This window comes from Vibrio sp. LB10LO1 (assembly GCF_010092875.1).
Classification (GTDB): Bacteria; Pseudomonadota; Gammaproteobacteria; order Enterobacterales; family Vibrionaceae; genus Vibrio; species Vibrio campbellii.
This window is the reverse complement of record NZ_JAADJW010000006.1, coordinates 1-16,257: the sequence shown is the minus strand read 5'-3', so window position 1 is coordinate 16,257 and position 16,257 is coordinate 1. Positions and strand designations below refer to the sequence as shown.

The 16,257-nt window shown below is 45.2% G+C and carries 13 protein-coding genes and 1 other annotated feature; of the genes, 5 read left to right on the top strand and 8 right to left on the bottom strand.

The genetic code is table 11. From position 1 onward, the window contains the following. Positions 1 to 13 precede the first annotated feature (13 nt). From GXP65_RS05905 to ettA, 3 genes are all read right to left on the bottom strand, one after another. The gene (locus tag GXP65_RS05905) at positions 14 to 1,015 is read right to left on the bottom strand and encodes a M23 family metallopeptidase (RefSeq protein ID WP_045379655.1); all 1,002 of its coding nucleotides are present in this window, start codon (positions 1,013 to 1,015) and stop codon (positions 14 to 16) included. A 29-nt stretch (positions 1,016 to 1,044) separates the two neighbouring features. Beyond that, the gene (locus GXP65_RS05900; RefSeq protein ID WP_162092296.1) at positions 1,045 to 1,413 is read right to left on the bottom strand and encodes a PilZ domain-containing protein; all 369 of its coding nucleotides are present in this window, start codon (positions 1,411 to 1,413) and stop codon (positions 1,045 to 1,047) included. Between the two features lie 259 nt (positions 1,414 to 1,672). Then, complete coding sequence (gene ettA, locus GXP65_RS05895; protein ID WP_005425335.1) at positions 1,673 to 3,340, bottom strand: energy-dependent translational throttle protein EttA; 1,668 nt, start codon at positions 3,338 to 3,340, stop codon at positions 1,673 to 1,675. Positions 3,341 to 3,714: 374 nt separating this feature from the next. Here ettA and GXP65_RS05890 point away from each other — a divergent pair, with 374 nt between their 5' ends. Both GXP65_RS05890 and trpR read left to right on the top strand, forming a co-directional pair. Beyond that, entirely contained in the window at positions 3,715 to 5,661 is a 1,947-nt protein-coding gene (locus GXP65_RS05890; protein WP_162092295.1) for a transglycosylase SLT domain-containing protein, read from the top strand. A gap of 13 nt (positions 5,662 to 5,674) precedes the next feature. Next, entirely contained in the window at positions 5,675 to 5,977 is a 303-nt protein-coding gene (trpR, locus tag GXP65_RS05885) for a trp operon repressor (RefSeq protein ID WP_162092294.1), read from the top strand. Positions 5,978 to 6,090: 113 nt separating this feature from the next. Here trpR and yjjX read toward each other — a convergent pair whose 3' ends face one another. The 5 genes from yjjX to GXP65_RS05860 all read right to left on the bottom strand — a co-directional run bounded on the left by yjjX (position 6,091) and on the right by GXP65_RS05860 (position 11,132). Then, complete coding sequence (gene yjjX / locus GXP65_RS05880) at positions 6,091 to 6,624, bottom strand: inosine/xanthosine triphosphatase (protein WP_162092293.1); 534 nt, start codon at positions 6,622 to 6,624, stop codon at positions 6,091 to 6,093. 42 nt (positions 6,625 to 6,666) lie between these two features. Next, positions 6,667 to 7,845, bottom strand: coding sequence for a prephenate dehydratase (gene pheA, locus GXP65_RS05875; protein ID WP_005533293.1), 1,179 nt, complete (start codon positions 7,843 to 7,845; stop codon positions 6,667 to 6,669). Between the two features lie 13 nt (positions 7,846 to 7,858). After that, positions 7,859 to 7,980, bottom strand: a sequence feature (Phe leader region). 108 nt (positions 7,981 to 8,088) lie between these two features. Continuing rightward, the gene (gene raiA, locus GXP65_RS05870; RefSeq protein WP_005425319.1) at positions 8,089 to 8,415 is read right to left on the bottom strand and encodes a ribosome-associated translation inhibitor RaiA; all 327 of its coding nucleotides are present in this window, start codon (positions 8,413 to 8,415) and stop codon (positions 8,089 to 8,091) included. A gap of 376 nt (positions 8,416 to 8,791) precedes the next feature. After that, on the bottom strand, positions 8,792 to 10,261 hold the full coding sequence (locus tag GXP65_RS05865; RefSeq protein ID WP_045369911.1) for a lytic transglycosylase F: 1,470 nt from the start codon (positions 10,259 to 10,261) through the stop codon (positions 8,792 to 8,794). 142 nt (positions 10,262 to 10,403) lie between these two features. Further along, positions 10,404 to 11,132, bottom strand: a complete 729-nt coding sequence (locus tag GXP65_RS05860; RefSeq protein WP_005425318.1) for an outer membrane protein assembly factor BamD — start codon at positions 11,130 to 11,132, stop codon at positions 10,404 to 10,406. Positions 11,133 to 11,268: 136 nt separating this feature from the next. Here GXP65_RS05860 and rluD point away from each other — a divergent pair, with 136 nt between their 5' ends. From rluD to clpB, 3 genes are all read left to right on the top strand, one after another. Next, complete coding sequence (rluD, locus tag GXP65_RS05855) at positions 11,269 to 12,246, top strand: 23S rRNA pseudouridine(1911/1915/1917) synthase RluD (RefSeq protein ID WP_162092292.1); 978 nt, start codon at positions 11,269 to 11,271, stop codon at positions 12,244 to 12,246. 1 nt (position 12,247) lies between these two features. After that, entirely contained in the window at positions 12,248 to 12,976 is a 729-nt protein-coding gene (gene pgeF, locus GXP65_RS05850; RefSeq protein ID WP_162092291.1) for a peptidoglycan editing factor PgeF, read from the top strand. A 146-nt stretch (positions 12,977 to 13,122) separates the two neighbouring features. Further along, on the top strand, positions 13,123 to 15,696 hold the full coding sequence (gene clpB / locus GXP65_RS05845; RefSeq protein ID WP_162092290.1) for an ATP-dependent chaperone ClpB: 2,574 nt from the start codon (positions 13,123 to 13,125) through the stop codon (positions 15,694 to 15,696). Positions 15,697 to 16,257 lie beyond the last annotated feature (561 nt).

The window sequence follows — 16,257 nt, the reverse complement described above, 5'->3', positions numbered from 1 at the left end:
AGGCTTTTAAAAATCAGTTGGTCGATGTGCCACTGTTGTCTTCACTCGATACTGTGCTGATGCTGGTATCACGGTATGGAGAGTTGGTTAGATTGATTTGCAGGCGAACGACATTGTCGATCAACTGAACCAATGGTCCCCATTTCACCATCTTCTCTTTTTCAAACACGGAGTTGAAGTTCTCCGGTGTCCAGTCCATTAGATAACGTGGGTTTAATGTGCGACCTAGGAAGCGTACTTCGTAATGCAGGTGCGGGCCGGTTGAGTTACCCGAGTTACCACATTTCGCAATCACATCGCCTTTACTGACAAACTCACCGCTTTTTACACTGAACTTATTGAGGTGGGCAAATGAGCTTGAGAAACCAAACGAGTGGCGTAACGTTAGGTAGTTGCCGTAACCGCGATTACTTGGACGTACGGTCTCTACAACACCATCCGCTGGCGCAAGAATCTCTTCGCCACGCTTACAGGTTAAGTCGATGCCAGTGTGCACATGACGTTTACCCGAAATTGGATTAATTCGGCTGCCATATGGCGATGAGATGCGCTGATAAGTCATCGGACTATCGTTGGGAATCAAACGGAACATGGTGGCTCGAACGGCCGAGTCAATAGCGGCAGCATCGATACGTTCCTCTAACGCGAGGTTATTCTCTTCACCCACTAACTCTTCATCAGCAAGACCCAATACAGATTCCACGTCGAATACACGCTTGCCTAGCAGTTGAATCTGGTTGTTTTTGTCCGTCAGAGATTGAGACAGTGAGTGGTTGGTATCCAATTGTTCTTCGTAAAGCGCAGTGATCTCTGCTTTTTCACTTTCAAGCTTAGCGATGGTCTGACTAAGGGTTTGCGTATCATGAACTTGCTTTTGATTCAGATACCATGCGCCGCCGACGACAGCGGGCAATGCAACAACGGATGCACAGATGGTTAGGATCGAAAGGCGACCCAAATGAAACTGCTGATTCCCGTCTTTTGTCGGGATCTGCATGATGATTTTTTTAGACATGGTTATTGTTACTAAAGTAGGCGCTCAATTTATTTTTCTCCTAAATCGGAAAGATGTTCTAACTCTCGACTCAGAAGCTCGTTATTGCCTACGTTCAATTCTATAAATCGTTTTAGTTGGCTAATACTTTCGATGTCTATGTTACTTATCTTTAGCCGAATCTCATTGCCTGCAATCGAAATGATACCAGCACTAAACTGCATCATCTGTTCTGATTGGATAAATGAGAACCCCACTTCTACCGGAAGTAATGAATCCAACGGTTTTGCATCTTCAACTTTTAATAACAAGCCATGCAATGAAAGGTCTTGAATCGTAGCTTGCATTGCCAAGTTTCCTTGCTCAATTAGAGCAGGTACTTGGTAGATGATGCGTGAAAAGCGTCGTCTCTCCGTCATAGAGCTTTCTCGTAAAGTATTCAAACAAGTGAAAGACTATATCAAACAGTACAAAATTTGTTCGATTTTTGTTCTTAAAATGTCGAGATAGCTACAGAGTTGGGTTGGCTAATGGTCATGCTCTTGACCTACTTGAGAGGTACTTCGAGCTATTTATGCAACACATACAACAAAGGCCGCTATGATAGCGACCTTTGTACGAATTACAAGCAAAGGTGAGCGTAGGGTGATATACCGCACACTCATCTTATAACCGAAATTACTTCGATACGCGCTTGTATTTGATGCGGTGTGGTTCAGCTGCTTCAGGACCAAGGGTCTTCTTCAGCCATTCCATGTACTCGTTGTAGTTACCTTCGTAGAAGTTAACTTGGCCTTCATCGCGGTAGTCGATGATGTGCGTAGCAATACGGTCTAGGAACCAACGGTCGTGCGAGATAACCATTGCACAGCCAGGGAACTCTAGTAGTGCTTCTTCTAGTGCACGTAGTGTTTCAACGTCAAGGTCGTTGGTTGGCTCATCGAGTAGCAGTACGTTACCGCCAGCTTTAAGCAGCTTAGCAAGGTGTACTCGGTTACGCTCACCACCAGAAAGCTCGCCGATCACTTTCTGTTGATCAGAGCCTTTAAAGTTAAAGCGAGAACAGTAAGCACGAGCTGGGATTTCGAAGTTGTTGATCTTGATGATGTCAGCGCCTTCAGAAATCTCTTGGAATACCGTGTTCTTGTCGTTCATTGAGTCACGGAACTGCTCAACAGACGCCAATTTCACTGTTTCACCTAGCTCAATCGTACCAGAGTCTGGTTGCTCAGTGCCGCTCAGCATCTTGAATAGAGTCGATTTACCTGCACCGTTGGCACCGATGATACCCACGATTGCACCCTTAGGCATGCTGAAAGATAGGTCATCGATAAGAACACGACCGTCGAATGACTTAGTCAGGTTGTTCACTTCGATTACCTTATCACCTAGACGCTCACCTGGCGGGATGAACAGTTCGTTGGTTTCGTTACGTTTTTGGTGGTCAGTGTTTTGTAGCTCTTCAAAGCGCGCCATACGTGCTTTAGATTTCGCCTGACGACCTTTAGGGTTTTGACGAACCCATTCAAGTTCTTTCTCGATGGTCTTTTGACGAGCTTTTTCTTGCGACGCTTCTTGTTGTAGACGCGCATCTTTTTGCTCTAGCCATGAGGTGTAGTTACCTTCCCATGGAATACCTTCACCACGGTCAAGTTCTAGGATCCAACCAGCTGCGTTATCTAGGAAGTAACGGTCGTGGGTAATCGCAACTACAGTACCAGTGTAATCAACTAGGAAACGTTCTAGCCATGCAACAGACTCTGCATCCAAGTGGTTGGTTGGTTCGTCGAGTAGCAGCATGTCTGGCTTTTCAAGAAGAAGACGACAGATAGCTACACGGCGACGCTCACCACCTGATAGGTGTTGGATCTTTTGATCCCATTCAGGAAGGCGAAGTGCATCAGCAGCACGCTCTAGCGCGTTATCTAGGTTGTGACCGTCTTTCGCTTGGATTAGCGCTTCTAGTTCACCCTGTTCTTTTGCTAGTGCGTCGAAGTCTGCATCTGGTTCTGCATACGCAGCGTATACCGCATCCAAGCGCTTAAGTGCGCCAGCAACATCTGCAACGGCTTCTTCAACGATTTCACGAACCGTTTTTGATTCGTCTAGTACTGGCTCCTGAGGTAGGTAGCCTACGTTTAGGCCAGGTTGTGGACGCGCTTCACCATCGATATCAGTATCGATACCCGCCATGATACGTAGCAGAGTTGATTTACCCGCACCGTTCAGACCTAGAACACCGATTTTTGCACCTGGGAAGAAGCTTAGAGAGATGTCTTTAAGAATTTGACGCTTAGGTGGCACGATTTTGCTCACCCGCGACATGGTATATACGTATTCAGCCATTGCCGATCGTTCCTAAATTAACTGTCATTCAAAGCGTCTATTTTATACCAACTCCTTGAGTTTTGTTACCGGATTGCAAGAAATTAGCATCTCGTGTGATTTCTTCTTCATTGCTGACCGGAAACTCACAACTTTAGGGTATACACTTTTCTTGTTCACCTTAAATGCAAACACTGACTGTTCATCAGGATGGATGAATTGTCGGGAATCTATTTGCCTTAAAGGGTTCTAAAGTTTTACGAGTACAACATTTATTACATCAAGTCGCTTTACAATAAGAACTTAATACGGTGTAAATAGATGCATATGCTTTATGACTTGCCACGCCTGTATTCACCAGTGGTGAGAAATGAAGTGAGAAACGTCTGGGGAAAATGACGCACATGAGATTCAACGTATCGGAATTGGCTAAAAGAGTATGCTACGCAGCCGCTTTATGTGCGGTAAGTGTGTCAGCAAACGCTGCGCTGAGCCTAGAAAAACAGCGCCAAGTTTATGAACAAGCTCAAGATTTATTAGACAAGAATGACATCGATGGCTATTTGTCTATCCGTTCTAAAATCGCCAGTTATCCACTCACCCCTTATGTGGATTATCGGGTGTTTCTGAGGCAATTATCGAGTAAGTCTCCACAACAGGTAGACGAATTTATTAGTGACCACGAGGCTTTTCCATTCTCACGTCGAATTCGCGCCCCTTACTTAGATAACCTTTATCGTCAGAAAGATTGGAAAACCATTACCGAGTTCCAGAAAGTGGAGCCAAGTGGCGAGCGTTACCAATGTATTTTCTACGTTGCTCAATTAAAGCAAGGTAAGCAAGTCGCCGCATTTAAAGGCGCTGAGCATATGTGGTTGCGTGGAAAGAGCATCGCCGACGAGTGTGATCCGTTGTTCTCCGCTTGGGACAAAGCGGGGGAGCGTACCGATGAATTGATTCTACAACGCATGTTGTTGGCGTTTGATGCGCGCAATGGTGGCTTGATGAGCTACCTACAAAAGCTGCCTGAATCGGCTAAAGCGAAGCAACAAGCTAAAGCAATGAAAGCGTTGTTTGATAAGCCAGAAACGGTCGCTGCATTTGCCAAGAAGCAACCTGCGAATGATTTCAATCGCGCTCAGAGTGAATATGCACTCGAGAAACTTGCACGTAAGAACACCAAGCAGGCACAAGAGGCTTATGCGGCGGTAGTGAAAGGACAAAAGTTGTCATCAGAAAAAGCGCAAGCATTAGCCGATTACATTGCGATTCGTTTGATTCGTACTGAGTCAGATTCACTTGCTCAGTGGCGTGATGACAAAACCAAAACCAGCCAAGATCTGCCTCTGATTGAAAGCCGCATTCGTTTGTCGATTCAAAATGGCGATTGGAAAGGGGTACAGAAGTGGATTGCGGTTTTAAATGACAAGGAACAGGCAACGCTTCGGTGGCAATACTGGCTAGGTCGTAGTGAAATCGCTTTAGGCGATGCAACTGCGGGTAAGCAACGTTTGTCGAAATTGGTCGGCCAACGTAACTTTTACAGCGTTGCAGCGGCCAATGCGATTGGTCAGTCAATTAAGTACCCATCAAGTTCCGTTAAGTTAGACAAGAAAGCCGTTCAGCCATACCAGAAATCTTTGGCACGTATTGAAGAGCTTATCGCGACCGACAAAATTGCTGCAGCGAAGAGTGAATGGACCCATTTGCTTCGTCGTGTGAGTAAACAAGAGAAAACGCAACTTGCCGCTTATGCCGCTTCTAAGCGTTGGTACAACCTCACTGTGATTGCGAGTATTCAGGCGGAAATGTGGGATAACATTCCATTGCGTTTCCCGGTGGCGCATCGCTGGTGGTTTAACTTCTACGCTGAGAAACACAACATCGACCCGATTACGATGATGTCACTCGCTCGACAAGAAAGTGCGTTGGATTCGGAGGCGCGTTCTCCAGTGGGGGCTCGTGGTCTAATGCAAATTATGCCAGCGACTGCGAAGTACACGGCGAACAAGTACAAGCTCAAGTATCAAGGGACACAAGACCTTTATAACGTGGGTAAGAATATTGAGATTGGCAGTCACTACTTACAAGGTTTGATGGAGGATTACGATAATAATCGTATTTTCGCGCTCGCTGCTTATAATGCAGGACCTAACCGAGTAAAAATGTGGCGAGAGCGAACTCAAGGAAAAGTCGACGCTTATTCCTTTATTGAAGCGATTTCATTTAAAGAGACGCGTGGTTATGTGCAGAACATTTTGATGTTTGAGACATACTACCGTGACCTTTTAGGTGTAGACGGTTCGTTCTTGACCCCAAATGAGATCAATACCAAGTATTGAGTGAGGTAACTTGATGTCACACGAACCTGAGTACAAAGACTGGCAACAGATTGTCGAACTGATCCGTTCTAGCGTGGATAACCAGCAACATGAGATGTTGTTAACCATGTTGATGACGCCAGATGAGAGAGAGTCGCTTACTGCACGCGTCAACATTCTGAATGAACTGCTCAAGGGCGAGCTTTCTCAGCGCCAAATCAGTCAAATGCTTGGAGTGGGTATTGCCACCATCACTCGTGGTTCAAATGAGTTAAAGTCGAAGTCGGATAAGGACAAAGACAAACTCAAGACATTACTAGAGCAGGGTGCCCAATAATCTCTGGGTCGAACTCTCTGAGTTACAGACAGCAAAAGGGCGGAATTACCGCCCTTTTTAATATGTGTTTTTCACGCTTATGAGCTGCAATACCCTTAACAAGCGCCTTACTGCTATAGGTTAGCCGGAAAATGCTCTGGATTGGTAAACGGAATCAACGCCAGAATTAAAGCTTGATGGTAGACCGAACTGCGCGTTAGTTGGTTTTGAGTCAGCAAACCAATTGCACCACCTTTCTGTTTGATGTTGTCGGTACCAAATACTGCATCCATCACGTCCCCAAGCTCATTGGCATGTTCCAGCTTTTGTAATACCTCAGGTGGCAACATAAGGCTTGCAGAGCGTGATTCCCCACGATGTGTGTCGGACTCAATCACCATCCAAGCAAAAGTGACTTTTCCTTCAATCCCTGCTTCTAAACCTACGTAGAAATCCGCCTTCGGCATTTCTGTTTTTGCGTTACGGACTCGGTTCAATGCGCCGAGATGAGTTTCTTCATTCGACATCGGTTGATCTGCGACTTCACTTGAAACGCTGACACCAACAAACTCAAAACTTTGCTCTGAGAAAGCACTTTGAAAAGCGCTCTCTACCGCTTTGATTTTTGCCGGGTTTAAGGAAGCGATTACGACCTTTTGGGTTGCCATGATCTTTTTACCTTCCATGTTCTTTTTACTTACAATAGTCCGTTAGCTTAGTTTTACTTGAGTCGGCTTTACGTTCTCACTTGGATAGCAACCCAGTACTTTCAAGTGCTTAGTGATCTTTGTTAGCTCATCAATCGCTTGTTGCATCTCGTTAGAACCAAGGTGGGATTCTAGATCAACGTAGAACATTTCTTCCCATGGATTCCCCATGATTGGACGCGACTCTAGCTTGGTCATATTGATGCCGTAACGCTGAATAACCAATAGTGTTTGAACCAGTGAGCCTGCTTCTTGTGACGTCGACATGATCAGGGTTGTCTTAGCTGGAATCTGCGTGGATACCTCAACCGGTTTACGAGCAACGACGATAAAACGAGTATGGTTTTCAGTTTGGTTTGCGATGTTGCCTTGAATCGCTTGCAAGCCGTAAAGCTTACCGCTTGAAGCATTGCCGATTGCTGCTACGTCATCACGATTAAGCTCTTGTACCTTTTGCATCGCATCTGCAGTACTTGCACAAGACTCTAACTTCACGCCTTTCATGCGGCTTAAAAACTCGCTGCATTGCTGGTGTGGTTGTGGATGAGAGTAAAGTGTTTTGATGTTCTCGAGACGAATGTCTTTAGTCGCCACTAGGCAATGCTCAATCGGTTGAGTCAATTCACCAACGATGTACAGCGTCGTGTGTTGCAGTAGGTCGTAGACCTCATTGATAGAGCCTGAACTGGTGTTTTCAATTGGCAGAACACCATAATCAGCATGACCAGATTCGACGGTCTGAGTTACTTCTTTGAAGTGTTCACAGTTAAGTTCAATTAGCTCTGTGTTCTTGCGGCTGAAGTATTCGCGGCTAGCAAGGTGCGAATAAGAGCCCTTGGCACCAAGGAAAGCAACGCGAGCAAGAGGTTTACGGCTTTGCAGTGGATTAACGAGGTTTTGTAGGTAGCTTTGTTGAAGAAGGACAGAATCTTCAATAATGGTGTGGAAAAGTTTGGTGATGTACTGAGCATCGAGTTCGTATTTATCACGGCCGTTGGTGATCAGTTTTACCAGAAGTTGTTGCTCACGGACTGCATCACGAACAGGTTTCGAAGTTTGAACTTTGCTTTTTGCTACTTCAATACTGAGTTTGCGGCGCTCAGATAATAGGCTCAAAAGCTCGTCATCGAGCTCATTCAAACGTAAACGAATTTCTTCCAGGGAAATAGGTTGGTCAGTCATCAATTCTTTCCTTATAAAAAAAGCCCCCCGATGTGGGAGGCTTTCTGTTTGTTTTTGACTTTTCTTTCACAAACGAGTTAGCCCCTCCAACTATGGAAGGAAAAAGAAGTCAAAAAGAAACAGGTTTGTTGAATGCATAAATAGTGCTTAATTTGTGAGTGTTTAAACACAATAAGCAAGCAGGCGGGGAGCGTCAAGCAAAAAAATAGCGCCTTTCGGCGCTACTTCCTCAATCTGGGGCGTTTACTCTTCTTCTTCCACTAGCTCAGGCTTACTTGCACGTCGAGCTTCTGGTTTGTGGGTCAGCTTATTCAGTTGTCGTTCTAGTTTTTGCTCCACTTCATTGATAGCTGCGTAAAGATCTTCGTGAGTTGCTGAGGCGATTAGCTGGCCTTTAGGAACTTTAATAATGGCTTCGAATTTCTTCTGTTTATTTGGTTCCTCACTGAAAGTTGCTTGGCATCCGATGATGTCTACCTGCCATTTCTCCAGCTTTTTAAATTTGCTCTCAATATGAGCACGGATTGCAGAGGTGATTTCGATGTTTTTACCAGTGATGTTCATTGTCATAAATGTTTTTCCTCTGTGTCATCCCTCATGGGTTGAGTTCAGATTACCGCTTTGATGAGAAAAGAATGTGATCTATATCATGTTTTTGATTGGGTTTTTCGAGATGAAAATTGAATGTGATCTCACTCAAGATCTCCTCAGATTTATGTGAAAATTGCTTGTTATCGGATTCGAAATCATTAGATTGGATAGAGTACTGAGCTGAAAACTAACCCGTTTTTAGGGGAGTCATACGGCCTGTAATTCTAGTTAGTCAAAAATTAACCAGAACAAAGATGTGAATCAGATCACTCTTAAAGTGCACAGTAAGTTAGATTCAAAAACGCCGCTCATGCTTTGAGCGGCGTTTTTGGTTTTTGGGCCTGAGGTTTGTTACTTAGGGCGTTTGACTGACTCTTCGTAAGGGAGTCATAAAGATGGGGTCATCTGGCACGAGTAGAACGCTGTCGAGTGTTTTCGCCAGATCAAGGCTTTCTAACTGTTTGTAGATCACATAGTAGCGGTTCACATTGGTCACGTACCTGACGGTTTCTCCTAAACTTCGCCGCGTAACCACTTCCACATTATTGAACCAGACATTCGGATCATAGCCTTGTTGAGCCGCGCGCTTACGCATTCTCTCTATATTCCCTGGCCCCGCATTGTATGCCGCTAACGTTAAATAGAGCTTATTCTCTTTACTGATGGCATCATCACTGAAGTAATAGCGACGTAGAAACGCCATGTATTTTACGCCCGCATGGACATTATTTTCTAAGTTACGAATGTTCTTAATGTTTACATTAGGGTCACTCGCTGTACTTGGTAAGATCTGCATTATGCCGACTGCTCCACGACTGGAAGCTAAGTTGTTGTCGAACCCAGACTCTTGATACGCTACCGCTGCAATGAGCAGATAATCGAAATCATATTTCTCCCCATACTTAGAAAATAAAGAAGAGAGTTTTTCAAGTTGAGCAATCTTTTTTGGGTTGAGCGCTTTATTGAGCCAATTGGTATTGTCGATGTATTTACCGTAAATGACGTTGCCAAGTAAGGTTCCGGATTTGGCGGTGCGAATGAACTTATTAACGACTTTCATTAACTCAGGACTGTCGTGGCGCATGGCCCAAGCGATCTCGCCGCCTTTGCGAATAGGAATCTTGGTGTGCGCACGGATGCCACCCATAAAGTTCATCCACAGCTTGGCTTTGTGACTATCCAGTACGATGGCTTTGACGTAGCCATTGTTTAGCATCCCCACCAATTCGTAATCTTGTAGTGTTTCTTCGATAAAATGCACCACAACTGGAGGCAAGCCTTTCTTGTTGAGCTTTTTATTTAAGGCTTGAATGCTCTCAAAGTAGCTTGAGCTAGCACGAACCCAAATCTCCTTACCACTCAGTTGTTCAATCTTGGTCATTGCTGGCGTGTCTTTATCGGTGACCACCCACTCTTGAATTCCAGTTATGACAGGATCGCTGAAGCTAACTGATTTCTTACGCGCATCGGTGATAGTGAGGTTCGCGACGACTAAATCCCCTAAGCCTTGTTCTAGTGAGGGAAGTAGCTGATCTCTAGAAACGGGAATGATTTGAATATTGATTTTAGGTTTGAGTTTACGAAGATCTTTTTCGAAATGAGCCAGTAACTCTGCACCAATGCCTTTTGGCTCCCCACCTTCGATGTAATAGAAACCAAGATCGGCAGACACCAAAACTCGCAGAACATTTTTCTCTTTAATAATGTTGAGATCGCCGGTGTAAGGTGGTTGTCTGAGAGGGGACAGTTCGAGCGCAAAACTCGAAGTGGAGAGTAGGATCAACAGTCCCGCCCATAGCTTTGATAGGGTCACATTCACATCCATGTTAATGGTGGAGGAGAACTTTAAGCATATGTGTTGCTTAAAAAACCATCAAGTAAGTGAATGTGGTAACGAGAAAGGATAAGACAAAATTGATGGTGGTTGAAAACAAAACCGCCACAGTTTGGGCTGTGGCGGCTTAGGATTAGTTTGCTGGGTTAAGCTTGATAAGCTCTTCCGTTCTTGCAACGGCGTCATCCAGTTTCAATTGCTTGTAGGCTTCTAACTGAATCTCAAGTGATTTGCGCGCCGCTTCTGTATCAGGGAACGCTTTTTGAAGCTCTTGAGAACGGTTGATCGCTGCAATCCAAGCTTCACGACGCAAGTAGAAGTCTGCCGTCGCTAGATCGTAGTTTGCAAGACGGTTCTTTAGCGCCACCATACGTTTCTGTGAATCTTCCGCATATGGGCTGTTCGGGTAACGTTCTAGCAGCTTTTTGAAGTCGTCGAATGCTTTCTTCACTGGCTCTGGATCACGGTCACTACGATCAACGTTGAACAAGTCATGCATGAAGTTACGGTCTTGCGCCATATGGCTCAAACCACGCATGTACAAAACCCAGTCCATTTTTTCGTGAGTCGGGTTCAAACGCATAAAGCGAGAGATCGTTGCCAGACCTAATGCTAGGTCATCGTTTTTGTAGTACGCGTAGATAAGGTCAAGTTGTACCTGCTCAGAGTAGGCACCAAACGGGTAACGCGAATCCAAAGCTTCTAATTTTTCGATGGCAGAAAGCCAGTTACCGCTTTGCAGAGAAGTTTGCGCGTCTGCATACAGTTCAGAAGGTGGCACATCAGGAACGATTTCTTCTTTGCTTGCACAGCCAAACAGAAGGGATACCGCTAAAAGGCCTGTTAAAGTCTGATGTTTCATATCAGGAGTCTGTTCCTTGAATCTAAATATTTCTTAAGCTGCCGTTACTTTCTTTCCAGTAACAGATACAATGACGTAATAGTCTATTTTTCCACAGTCGTGAGCATTAGTCTCACAGTTTTTAAAAAAGTTCGATATGGCTCAGCAGATTGTTTTAACCAACACCGTAAAAGATAGCCAATTAGGTCAACGTTTAGACCAAGCTATCGCCGAATTATTCGCGGACTTCTCTCGCTCTCGCTTGAAAGAGTGGTTGCTTGCAGGGAAAGTACAAGTGAATGGTGAAGTTGTCACTAAACCTCGCACCAGAGTAATGGGTGGCGAGGAAATTACCTTGCAAGCCGAGCTGGAAGATGAAGAACGCTGGGAAGCACAAGATATCCCGCTAGATATCGTCTACGAAGATGAAGACATCATCGTAATCAACAAGCCTCGTGATTTTGTAGTACACCCTGGCGCGGGTACGCCAGACGGCACAGTACTAAACGCATTGCTGCATCACTACCCAGATATCGCAGAAGTACCTCGTGCAGGTATTGTGCACCGTCTGGATAAGGACACTACAGGTCTAATGGTGGTCGCGAAAACTGTTCCGGCACAAACTCGTCTAGTACGCGCGCTGCAAAAACGTAACATCACTCGTGAGTACGAAGCGATTGCAATCGGTCGTATGACGGCGGGCGGTAAAGTGGATAAACCAATTGGTCGTCACTCTACTAAACGTACGCTAATGGCAGTTGCTCCAATGGGTAAACCTGCGGTAACGCACTACCGTGTTGCGGAGCACTTCCGTGAACACACGCGTATCCGTCTTCGCCTAGAAACCGGTCGTACGCACCAAATCCGTGTTCATATGTCTTACCTACAGCATCCGCTACTAGGTGATACTGCATACGGTGGCCGTGCTCGTATCCCAACTGGCGCTTCAGAAGAACTAACGGAAATGATCCGTGGTTTTGACCGCCAAGCACTGCACGCGGTAATGCTGCGTTTCAATCATCCTGTTACTGGTGAAGCGCTAGAGTTTCACGCTCCAGTACCGGATGACATGGTAGAAATGACAGAAGCGCTACGTAAAGATACAGAAGAGTTCGGTCTGCCTGACGAGTTCTAATATGAAGACGATACTCCCTAACTGGCCAGCACCAAAAAACGTTAAAGCTTTCGCCTCTACCAGAGTCGGAGGCTTTTCGACTGCGCCTTATCAAGGGCTTAACCTTGGTGCTCATGTTGGGGATGACTTGTCCATCGTAGAAAAGAACCGTGACTGGTTGGCGCAACAAGCAAAGATGCCTAGTGCGCCAATCTGGTTGAACCAAACCCATTCTACAGTGGTTGCTCAAGTTAGTGATCCAACAACGCAAGTGCTCGATGCGGATGGCGTGTTTACTTCTTCAAGTCAGGTTGTTTGTTCAGCGATGACAGCGGACTGCTTGCCCGTTTTATTAACCAATACGCAAGGCACCCAAGTTGCGGCCGTTCATGCTGGTTGGCGTGGCTTAGCGAATGGTATCGTTGAAAACGCCCTCGAGTTGTTTTCTGGTGAGGTAATGGCGTGGCTTGGTCCTGCAATTGGTCCTCAAGCATTTGAAGTCGGCGAAGATGTCCTGCAAGCCTTTGTGGATTTCGACTCACAAGCTCATCAAGCATTTACCCCTCGTGAGGTTGAAGGGAAGTGGCTAGCGGATATGTCCAAGCTTGCAACTCAGCGTCTCAATAAATTTGGCATTACTCAGGTATTCGATTCAGGGTTGTGTACTTTCCAAGACAAAGATGACTTCTATTCCTATCGTCGTGATGGTGTGACGGGTCGACAAGCCACTTTTATTTGGATTGAAGACTGATCACTACAACGCAAAAGTGTTGAGATGCATAGCTTCATTTTTGCAAAGCTATCTTTATTAATTCACTCCCTTGAAATTCCCGCTCTGCGTATCCATCTTTCTAACTGTCAAAAGAATTTTCTTAAGTTGAGGTTAGGAAGAAAGATATGCGTCTTGATAGATTCACAAGTAAGTTTCAAATCGCTATCTCTGATGCTCAGTCACTAGCGTTAGGGCGCGATCATCAATATATCGAACCTGTGCACCTAATGGTGGCATTGCTTGATCAGAACGGTAGCCCAATTCGTCCACTGCTAACCATGTTAGATGTTGACGTGACTCATCTACGCTCTAAATTGAGTGAAATGTTAGACCGGCTGCCTAAAGTAAGTGGCATCGGCGGTGATGTTCAGCTGTCTAGCTCTATGGGGACAGTTTTCAATTTGTGCGACAAAGTGGCTCAAAAGCGTCAGGACTCCTACATCTCTTCCGAAGTCTTTTTGCTTGCAGCATTAGAAGACCGTGGCCCACTTGGTCAGCTATTAAAAGAGATGGGTTTGACCGAGCAGAAAGTTAGCCAAGCGATCGAAAAGATCAGAGGTGGTCAAAAGGTCAATGACCCGAACGCGGAAGAACTACGCCAAGCATTGGAAAAGTTCACCATAGACCTAACAGAACGCGCAGAGCAGGGTAAGTTAGATCCTGTAATCGGCCGTGATGATGAAATCCGCCGTACCATCCAAGTATTGCAGCGTCGTACCAAGAACAACCCAGTGATCATTGGTGAACCAGGTGTGGGTAAAACCGCTATCGTAGAAGGCTTGGCTCAGCGCATCATTAATAATGAAGTACCAGAGGGGCTACGTGGTCGCCGCGTACTTTCATTAGATATGGGCGCACTTGTTGCAGGTGCAAAATACCGTGGTGAATTTGAAGAGCGTTTGAAGTCGGTATTGAATGAACTAGCCAAAGAAGAAGGCAACGTCATTCTGTTTATTGATGAGCTTCATACCATGGTTGGCGCGGGTAAGGGCGAAGGCTCTATGGATGCCGGTAACATGCTAAAACCAGCATTGGCTCGTGGTGAGCTCCACTGTGTAGGCGCCACTACATTGGATGAATACCGCCAATATATAGAGAAAGATGCGGCACTTGAGCGTCGTTTCCAAAAAGTGCTGGTGGATGAACCAACAGTTGAAGACACGATTGCTATTCTTCGTGGTTTGAAAGAGCGCTATGAACTTCACCACCATGTAGAGATTACCGATCCAGCGATCGTGGCAGCCGCAAGTTTGTCTCATCGCTATGTTTCGGATCGTCAGTTGCCTGATAAAGCGATCGACCTTATTGATGAAGCCGCTTCTAGTATTCGTCTACAGATCGACTCTAAACCAGAATCGCTCGATAAACTCGAACGTAAAATCATCCAACTTAAGATCGAACAGCAAGCACTAAGTAACGAGCATGATGAAGCAAGTGAAAAACGCTTGGATGTGCTTAACGACGAGTTGAACGAGAAAGAACGTGAATATGCAGAGCTAGAAGAAGTGTGGAACGCAGAAAAAGCCGCACTATCTGGCACACAACATATTAAAAGTGAGTTAGAGCAAGCCCGAATGGATATGGACTTTGCACGCCGAGCCGGTGACCTAAACCGCATGTCGGAACTGCAATATGGCCGTATTCCTGAACTTGAAAAACAGCTCGATCTTGCTACTCAAGCTGAAATGCAAGAGATGACGCTGCTGCGTAATAAAGTGACGGACAACGAGATTGCAGACGTACTCTCTAAGCAAACGGGTATCCCCGTTTCTAAAATGCTCGAAGCAGAAAAAGAAAAACTGCTCCGCATGGAAGAGGTACTGCACAAACGTGTGATCGGTCAGGCTGAAGCGGTTGAAGTGGTGTCTAACGCAATCCGTCGTAGTCGAGCTGGCTTATCCGATCCAAACAAACCGATTGGTTCCTTCTTATTCTTAGGTCCAACAGGTGTGGGTAAAACAGAACTATGTAAGACACTCGCGAGCTTCATGTTTGATAGTGAAGATGCCATGGTACGTATCGATATGTCCGAGTTCATGGAGAAACACTCTGTGGCGAGATTGGTTGGTGCGCCTCCGGGTTATGTTGGCTATGAAGAAGGTGGCTATTTAACAGAAGCAGTTCGCCGTAAACCTTATTCTGTCATCCTATTAGATGAAGTAGAGAAGGCACACCCAGATGTGTTCAATATTCTGCTGCAAGTATTGGATGATGGTCGGCTAACTGATGGTCAGGGTAGAACGGTGGATTTCCGTAACACTGTAGTGATCATGACTTCGAACTTGGGTTCTGCTCGTATCCAGGAGAACTTTGCGACGTTGGATTACCAAGGTATTAAGAATGAAGTAATGGATGTGGTTAGCAAGCACTTCCGCCCAGAGTTCTTAAACCGTGTTGATGAAAGTGTGGTATTCCACCCGCTTGGTCAAGAGCATATTAAGTCGATTGCATCTATTCAACTTGAGCGTCTAGCGAAACGCTTAGAAGAAAAAGGTTATCAATTAGAGGTATCCGAGAAAGCCCTCGATTTGATTGCTCAAGTTGGTTTCGATCCTGTCTATGGTGCGCGACCTTTAAAACGTGCCATTCAACAGAATGTTGAGAACCCATTAGCGAAATCAATCTTGGCTGGTCAAATCTTGCCAGACAAGAAAGTACAGTTGATTGTGAACAACGACCAAATCATTGCTCACCAGTAATTGCATCAATGCACTGAAAAGTGAGATCAAGTTCAAGTTTTAGGGGGCGTTAGCCCCCTTTTTAATGCACTTTTATTGGGTTTTGATTGTTTTCTATACGAACGAACCAAAAAGATAAGTTTTTTTTGAAAAATAGGCTTGTGTTCCTAAACGAACTCCCTATAATGCGCCTCCGTTGTCACGGGAAAGCAAACAAAGCGAAGTCGAGATAACAAGGTCAGTGAGTTCGAAAGTAACTCACAGAGAAATAACTTAAAAAAGTGTTTGACACGATAAGTTATCTCGCTAAAATGGCCGTCCACTTTGAAGAGAACTTCAGAGTGTGCTCTTTAAAAATAAGAACCTATCAATCTGTGTGGGCACTCGTTGATGATAATCCAATTAGAAGCTTCGGCTTCAAATTAGGTTTCAATGATACGAAGTGACCATTGAATCGAAAGATTCAGCACAGTCAATTCAAACATTACTTTATGTAATGTTCAGTATTCATTGAGCCGAACAAAATCTTAAATTGAAGAGTTTGATCATGGCTCAGATTGAACGCTGGCGGCAGGCCTAACA

What these genes read in the sequence shown, in the direction of transcription:
- rluD (WP_162092292.1), top strand. Translation starts at nt 11,269, where the DNA reads ATGGCTCAGCAGATTGTTTTAACCAACACCGTAAAAGATAGCCAATTA.
- clpB (WP_162092290.1), top strand. Translation starts at nt 13,123, where the DNA reads ATGCGTCTTGATAGATTCACAAGTAAGTTTCAAATCGCTATCTCTGAT.
- trpR (WP_162092294.1), top strand. Translation starts at nt 5,675, where the DNA reads ATGTCACACGAACCTGAGTACAAAGACTGGCAACAGATTGTCGAACTG.
- GXP65_RS05890 (WP_162092295.1), top strand. Translation starts at nt 3,715, where the DNA reads ATGACGCACATGAGATTCAACGTATCGGAATTGGCTAAAAGAGTATGC.
- GXP65_RS05905 (WP_045379655.1), bottom strand. Translation starts at nt 1,015, where the DNA reads ATGTCTAAAAAAATCATCATGCAGATCCCGACAAAAGACGGGAATCAG.
- GXP65_RS05865 (WP_045369911.1), bottom strand. Translation starts at nt 10,261, where the DNA reads ATGGATGTGAATGTGACCCTATCAAAGCTATGGGCGGGACTGTTGATC.
- GXP65_RS05860 (WP_005425318.1), bottom strand. Translation starts at nt 11,132, where the DNA reads ATGAAACATCAGACTTTAACAGGCCTTTTAGCGGTATCCCTTCTGTTT.
- pheA (WP_005533293.1), bottom strand. Translation starts at nt 7,845, where the DNA reads ATGACTGACCAACCTATTTCCCTGGAAGAAATTCGTTTACGTTTGAAT.
- pgeF (WP_162092291.1), top strand. Translation starts at nt 12,248, where the DNA reads ATGAAGACGATACTCCCTAACTGGCCAGCACCAAAAAACGTTAAAGCT.
- raiA (WP_005425319.1), bottom strand. Translation starts at nt 8,415, where the DNA reads ATGACAATGAACATCACTGGTAAAAACATCGAAATCACCTCTGCAATC.
- GXP65_RS05900 (WP_162092296.1), bottom strand. Translation starts at nt 1,413, where the DNA reads ATGACGGAGAGACGACGCTTTTCACGCATCATCTACCAAGTACCTGCT.
- ettA (WP_005425335.1), bottom strand. Translation starts at nt 3,340, where the DNA reads ATGGCTGAATACGTATATACCATGTCGCGGGTGAGCAAAATCGTGCCA.
- yjjX (WP_162092293.1), bottom strand. Translation starts at nt 6,624, where the DNA reads ATGGCAACCCAAAAGGTCGTAATCGCTTCCTTAAACCCGGCAAAAATC.